A 6,485-nucleotide genomic window follows, 5' to 3' on the forward strand; every position below is an offset into this window, starting at 1 on the left:
CGGGACGGGAAGGGCGGCCGTCAGGGCGGGCGGTTGGTCGGCCAGGCGGGCGGTCAGTCCGGCGGTCTGGCGAACGGCCGGGCGGGCGGCCGGGGCCGGAAGGCTTGCGGGGTGGTCGCATAGCGCTTCCCATGCGGCCATGCCCGCGGATTGTCAAAACCCGCGATCCGGCGATTGCCCTGCCGCCCGGCTTGCGCTAACCGGCGCCACAGTGCCCCTGTGGTGAAATTGGTAGACGCGTCCGACTCAAAATCGGATGGAGCAATCCGTGCTGGTTCGAGTCCGGCCAGGGGCACCACCACCGACCATATCAATTGCTGGCCGCGTTCATGGCGTCTTGTCCTTGTCGGGCTCGGGCGTTGCATAGGCGGGCAGCCCCGGGTCGAGATCGGCCGGCAGCGGATCGCCCCAGATATGGTGGCCAAACCAGGCCATGTTCTCGGCCAGTACCGCCACCATCTGGCGCGGCTTGTTGATGGCGTGGCCAAAGCCGTCATACACCACCATCTTCACCGGCACGCCGCGGTCTTCCAATGCCAGGCGCAATTCATAGGCATTGGCGATCGGCACCCGCGCGTCATTGGATCCGTGCTGGATCAGTGTCGGGGTCTGCGCCTTGTTTACATAGGTGATCGGCGAGGTGCGGCGATAGATATCAGGGTCGCGCCACGGCGTTGCGCCCAGATACTGGCGGGTGAAGGGCGTGATGTCGGTGTTGGCATAATAGGTCAGCCAGTCCGAGATGCCGGCGCCAACACTCACCGCCTTGAAGCGGGTGGAATAGGTGGTGTTGAACGCCGAGATATAGCCGCCCTGGCTCCAGCCCATCGAGGCGACGCGCGCCGGATCGACATGGCCCTGGCGCACCAGCATGTCGACCCCGGCGATCACGTCCTGATGGTCACCAAGGCCAAGATTGCGGTAATTGAGCGCCCGGAACTTTGCGCCATAACCGGCCGAGCCACGATAATTGGGGCGCAGCACCAGCGCGCCGCGGGCGACGAACCATTCGGCCGGATAATAGCGATCGGGCCGCACGTCGGGCAGATCGATCCCCGTCGGCCCGCCGTGGATGATGACCATCAGCGGGTATCGCCTGGCGGGATCGTAATCGGCGGGCTTTTGCAGGATGCCCTCGATGCGGGTGCCATCGGCAGAGGTCCAGCTGATCACCTCCCGCTGCGATCGCGGCCGACCCTGCCATTGATCGGCCATGTGGGTGAGGCTGCGGGTCTGGCCGCCGGTCACCAGCATGATTTCAGGCACCTGGTTGGCCGCAGAGCCGACGAAGGCCAGTGCAGATCCGTCGGCTGAGCGGCTGAAGCCAGTGGCGATGCTGGCCGGACCCAGATCAACCCGGCTGATCGCGCCGCTGTCGGGCGCGATGCGCCACAGGCCGGCCTGGGTGCCGGCGCGGGCGCTGAAATAGAGGCCGTCGGCGTGCCATGCGACCGGGTTGGCATCCTCGTCGAACCCGGTTGTCAGCACGCTCATCGCGCCGCCGGTGGCTGGCACCCGGGCCAGGCGGTGGTTGGCGAAGAAGCTGTTCCTGGCGCCGTCGACGGTGGCAAAGGCGATCCAGCTGCCATCGGGCGACCAGAGCGGCTGCGTGTTGGGGCCGCCGCCTCGGGTGAGCTGCTGCACCGGCCCACCCGCCACGGCGACGGTGTAAATCTCGCTGGTTTCACCGGTGGCCAGTTCGGGCGTTGCCTGCGCGGCAAAGGCGATGCGCTGGCCGTCGGGCGCAAAATCGAGGCTGGTTACGCTGGGGCCATCGGCTGGCGTCAGCGCTCGGGGCGGCGGCGCGGGATTGGCGCCCGACAGGGCCGCGGACACGTCAGCCAGCCAGACCTGCACCGGCACATGGTCGCCGCGCACGATGCGGAAGCCGCCCAACGCCTTGTCCCGCACGGTCAGCCGGGCCGGGCGCTCGCCTGCCGCGAGATAGGCGATGCTTTTGCCGTCGGGCGACCAACGGAACGCGGTGACTCCGCTTGGGGCGCTGGTCAGCGTGACGGGCTCGCCGCCCTCGGCCGGCAGCACCACCAACTGGCGACCGTCCTTCTCGCCGGCGTCAGACATATAGGCGATCCAGCGCCCGTCGGCTGACCAGGCCGCCTCGCCGGCCGAGCCCTTGCCACGGGTGAGCGGGCGGGTCTGACCGCTGGCCAGATCGACGATCCACAGATCGGTGATGATGCGATTGGCTTGCCAGTCGGCGCGGGTCTGTTCATGGACCAGGCGCCGGCCATCGGGGGAAAGGCGCGGGTTGGCGACGCTGGCCATGGCCACCATTTGGGCGGGCTGCATGACCGCAGGCGCGGCGGCCTCCGCAGCGGCGGTGCGGCTCGCCGGCAACAGCGCCAGGACCACGGCAACTGCAGCCCAAACCTGTCCCCGGTGCCTGTCCAACATCACTGTCCCCCTCTGTTGCCGATGAGGTGGCAGGGATGAACGCGCCTTGCAAGGCCGGGGTGCCGCCGGCCCCGATCAGCTTGCCGCAGGCGGATCGGCGTGGTGCACCAGCCGGTTGAGGCCGAGCGGCAGCAGCACCAGCATGAAGGCCGTGGCCGAGACGATGCCGCCGACGATCACGCAGGCGAACGGGCGCTGGGTTTCCGATCCGATGCCGGTGGAAAGCGCCGCTGGCAGCAGGCCCAGCCCGGCCATCAGGGCGGTCATCAGGATCGGCCGCAGCCGGTCCACCGCGCCTTCCAGCACCGCCTTTTCGGCCGGATCGCCATCGGAAAAGCGCTGCATGACATGTTCGAGCATGACGACGCCATTCTGGACAGTGATGCCGGCGACCGCGATGAAGCCAACCGCCGCCGAGATCGAGAGATGCAGGCCAGCCAGCCCGAGCGCTGCGGCGCCGCCGACCAGGGTGAAGGGGATCATGGCCAGGATCAGGCCGGCCGAGCGGATTGAGCGGAAGGCGCCGAACAGCAGGGCGAACACGCCGAGCAGCGCCAGCGGGACGATCACAGCCAGCCGCTTCAGGGCACGCTGCTGGTTCTCGAACTGGCCGCCCCAGACCATGCGGTAACCGGCCGGCAGCTTCACCGCTTCGGCGACGCGGCTCTGGGCTTCGGCGACAAAGCCGCCCTGGTCCCGCCCGGTCACGTTGACCTTCACCGCCACGTTGCGACCGCCGGCTTCGCGGCTGATGCGGCTGGCGCCCATGCGCACCTCGATATGGGCGACGTCGCCAAGGCTGACGCTGCCGCCGCCGGGGCGCGGAATCTGCAGGGAGGCCAGATCATCGACAGCGCCGCGCGCATCGGGGGTGAAGCGGGCGACAATGTCGAACACGCGGTCGCCTTCATAGACACTGCCAACCGTGGCGCCGCCAAAGGCCGCCGCGATCACCTGGTTGGCATCATTGCTGTTCAGCCCCAGCCGGGCCAGCGCGGTGCGATCGAGCACAGCGCGCACCTCGGCCTGGCCGCCTACCTTGAGTGCGCCTACGTCGGCCGCGCCCGGCACCGCCGAAACCACCTTGGCGGTGCGGTCGGCCAGCTGTTCCAATATGGCCAGATTGTCGCCGAAGATCTTGATCGAGATGTCGCCCTTCACGCCCGAAAGTGATTCCTGCACGCTGTCCTCGATGGCCTGGCTGAAGTTGGTCGGCACGCCGGGGATCACGGCGATGCGGCGGCGCATATCGTTTTCCAGCGCTTCCTTGGTGGGGAACTTCGCCCGCCACATGTCGCGCGGCTGCAGGTCGATCAGCATCTGCAGCGATGATGGCCCCTTGGGATCGGTGCCGTCGTCGGGGCGGCCGGTCTCGCTGGAGACCTGGCGCACTTCGGGATAGCTCAGCATGATCTGGCGGATGCGCGCCTCCACCCCGCGTGTCGTCGTCATCGCCGCCGATGGGGTGAGCTGGATGGTCAGCCAGATATTGCCTTCGTCCAGCTTGGGCAGGAACTCGGTGCCCAATTGCGGCACGGCGAGGCCCGTGACCAGCAGCAGCGCGACGGCGCCTGCCACGATTTGGCGACGGCGCGGCTCGGCTCGTTCGAGCAGGCCGCGATAATGGTCGCGCAGCCAGTCCATCCAGGCGAGATGCTTCTCGGCAAAATCATAGCGCTCGATCAGCAGGGCCAGGATCGCCGGGAGATAGGTGAGGGTGAGCAGCAGCGCGGCCAGCAGCGCCAGGCTGAGGGTGAGGGCGACCGGTGAGAACATCTTTCCTTCCACGCGCTGGAAGGTGAAGATCGGCACGAAGGCCATGATGATGATGGCCTTGGAAAACAGGATCGGCCGCGACAGATCGCCGACCGTGGTGCGCAGCGTCGTCTGTTTCTGGGTAGAGGTGAGCCGGCCGCCGTGCGCGGCCGTCTCCACCGCCAGCGCCACCATCAGCGCCTCGACCAGCACCACGGCGGAATCGATGATGATGCCGAAATCGACCGCGCCCATCGAGATCAGGTTCGCCGGCACATTGAGCTGGAACAGGCCGGCAAAGGCGGCCAGCAGCGCCAGCGGGATCAGCAGCGCCACCGCCAGCGCTGCCCGCCAGTTGCGCAGGAAAATCAGCAGGATGGCCGACACCAGCGCGGCGCCAACCGCCAGATTTTCGGCCACCGTCTCGATGGTGCGATCGAGCAGGCGGGTGCGCTGATAGGTGGGGCGAATCTGCACCGCCGGGCGGCCCTCGCGCTTGGCATCCATGGCAAAGCGCGCGTTCAGTTGGTCAACCGTGGCGCGCACGCCTTTCACCACATCGGCGGCATTCTGGTGGCGCACCATCAGCACGATGCCTTCCACTACGTCGGGCTCGCGATCGAGCGCCACCATGCCGGAGCGCGGGCTGGCATCGCCCACGCTGACATCAGCGAGGTCGCCCACGCGCACGGTGCGGCCGTTGTCGGCCTTCACCAGCGTGTTGGCGATGTCGTCGGGCGCCTGGTAAAGGCCGAGCCCGCGCACCACCATGGCCTCGTCACCGCGCTGCATCAGGCCGCCGCCGACATTGCTGTTGGCATTGCCCACCGCCGTCTGGATATCGGCCAGGGTGACGCCAAAGCGCTTCAGCGCATCGGGGCGCACATTGATCTGATATTGCTTCAGCGCGCCGCCAAAGGTGGTGACGTCGGCGACGCCGGGCACCATGCGCAGTGCCGGGCGCACCACGAAGTCCTGGATGGCGCGCGTGTCGCGCAGCGGCATGTCGGCCGGCTTTTCCAGCACATAGCGATAGACTTCGCCCACCGCCGAAGACAGCGGCGCCAGGCTGGGCACGACGCCAGCAGGCAGATCGGCATCGCGCAGTTTTTCCAGCGTCTGGGCGCGGGCGAAATAATCATCAACGCCGTCGGCAAAGATCAACGTCACCACCGACAGGCCGGTGATGGAGACGGAACGCATGGTGGTCACGCCCGGCGTGCCGGCCAGCGCGCGCTCGATCGGCAGCGAGACGGCGCGCTCCACCTCTTCGGGGGCCTGGCCGGGCTGCTGGGTGATCACCACCACCTGCGTGTCCTGCACGTCGGGGAAGGCCTCGATCGGCAGGTTCAATGCGGCGCGCACGCCGATGATCACCAGCGCCGCCGTCATGATGAACACGAAGAGCCGGCTGGTGGTGGAAAAGCGCGCCAGGCGTTCGAGCATCATTCGTCACCCAGTTGCGCGTTCAGCAACAGCGCGCCTTCGCCCACCACCTTGTCGCCGGCCTTCAGCCCGCTGCTCACCCAACTCGTCTGTTCGCCGCGCACAGCCACCTTCACCTGCACCCGGCGGAACACGCCGGGGCTGTCCTGGCGGAAGACGAAGCTGTTGAGGCCGCGTTCGAACAGCGCGGCGTTGGGAATGCGCAGGCCCATCAGGCCATCATCGGCGACCAGCCGGGCGCGGGCGAACATCTCGGGCTTGAGCTTGAGGTCGCGATTGTCGACGCGGCCGCGCACCTGCACACGCCGCGTGGCGGGATCGACGGCGAGGCCGATCTTGTCGACCGCGGCGGCAAAATGCGTGTCGGGCCAGGCATCCACATCGAAGTTGATGGCCTGGCCGATGCGCAGCCGGCCAATGGCGGTTTCAGGTGCATCGATCAGCAGCCACAGCCTGGTGGGATCGGTGACGGTAAACAAGGGCCCCTGGCCGGCGGTGAGCTGCTGGCCCGGCTCGACCTGGCGATCGAGCACGACACCCGAAATTGGCGCGGTCAGTGCCAGCGCCGTGCCGCTGGCACCGCCCAGCGATTGCAGGCGGCTCCGGGCGCGCGCCAATTCAGCGGCGGCGTTGCGCGATTCCGCCTCGGCGGATTCGGCGTCGCGGGCGGCGATGGCACCGCCGGCGAGCAGTTCGCGGGCACGCGCTGCGGCACGGGATTTGAGGTCAGACGCGGTGCGCGCCTCGATCAGATCGGCCGTGGCCTGGGCCAGATCGGGCGCATCGACACGGGCCAGCGCCTGGCCGGCGCCGACACGCTGGCCGATATCGGCCAGCACCGCCGTCACCCGCGCCGCCACCGGTGCCCC

At 68.2% G+C, this 6,485-nt stretch carries 3 protein-coding genes and 1 tRNA gene; 1 reads left to right on the top strand and 3 read right to left on the bottom strand.

Annotated elements, in window-relative coordinates:
- Positions 1 to 213 precede the first annotated feature (213 nt).
- Positions 214 to 298 (top strand) — tRNA-Leu (locus GJ693_RS12685).
- Positions 299 to 327: 29 nt separating this feature from the next.
- Here the strand turns inward: GJ693_RS12685 and GJ693_RS12690 are convergent.
- From GJ693_RS12690 to GJ693_RS12700, 3 genes are all read right to left on the bottom strand, one after another.
- The gene (locus tag GJ693_RS12690) at positions 328 to 2,310 is read right to left on the bottom strand and encodes a S9 family peptidase (RefSeq protein ID WP_197042178.1); all 1,983 of its coding nucleotides are present in this window, start codon (positions 2,308 to 2,310) and stop codon (positions 328 to 330) included.
- 180 nt (positions 2,311 to 2,490) lie between these two features.
- Positions 2,491 to 5,619 (bottom strand): efflux RND transporter permease subunit, encoded by a 3,129-nt coding sequence (locus GJ693_RS12695; protein WP_235902875.1) that lies wholly within the window; start codon positions 5,617 to 5,619, stop codon positions 2,491 to 2,493.
- Positions 5,616 to 6,485, bottom strand: an 870-nt coding sequence (locus GJ693_RS12700) for an efflux RND transporter periplasmic adaptor subunit (protein WP_156256660.1), incomplete at its 5' end; no start/stop codon positions are given. The genes GJ693_RS12700 and GJ693_RS12695, both read right to left, overlap by 4 nt.

Origin of the sequence: Sandarakinorhabdus oryzae (assembly GCF_009733735.1) — a bacterium.
Classification (GTDB): domain Bacteria; phylum Pseudomonadota; class Alphaproteobacteria; order Sphingomonadales; family Sphingomonadaceae; genus Sandarakinorhabdus; species Sandarakinorhabdus oryzae.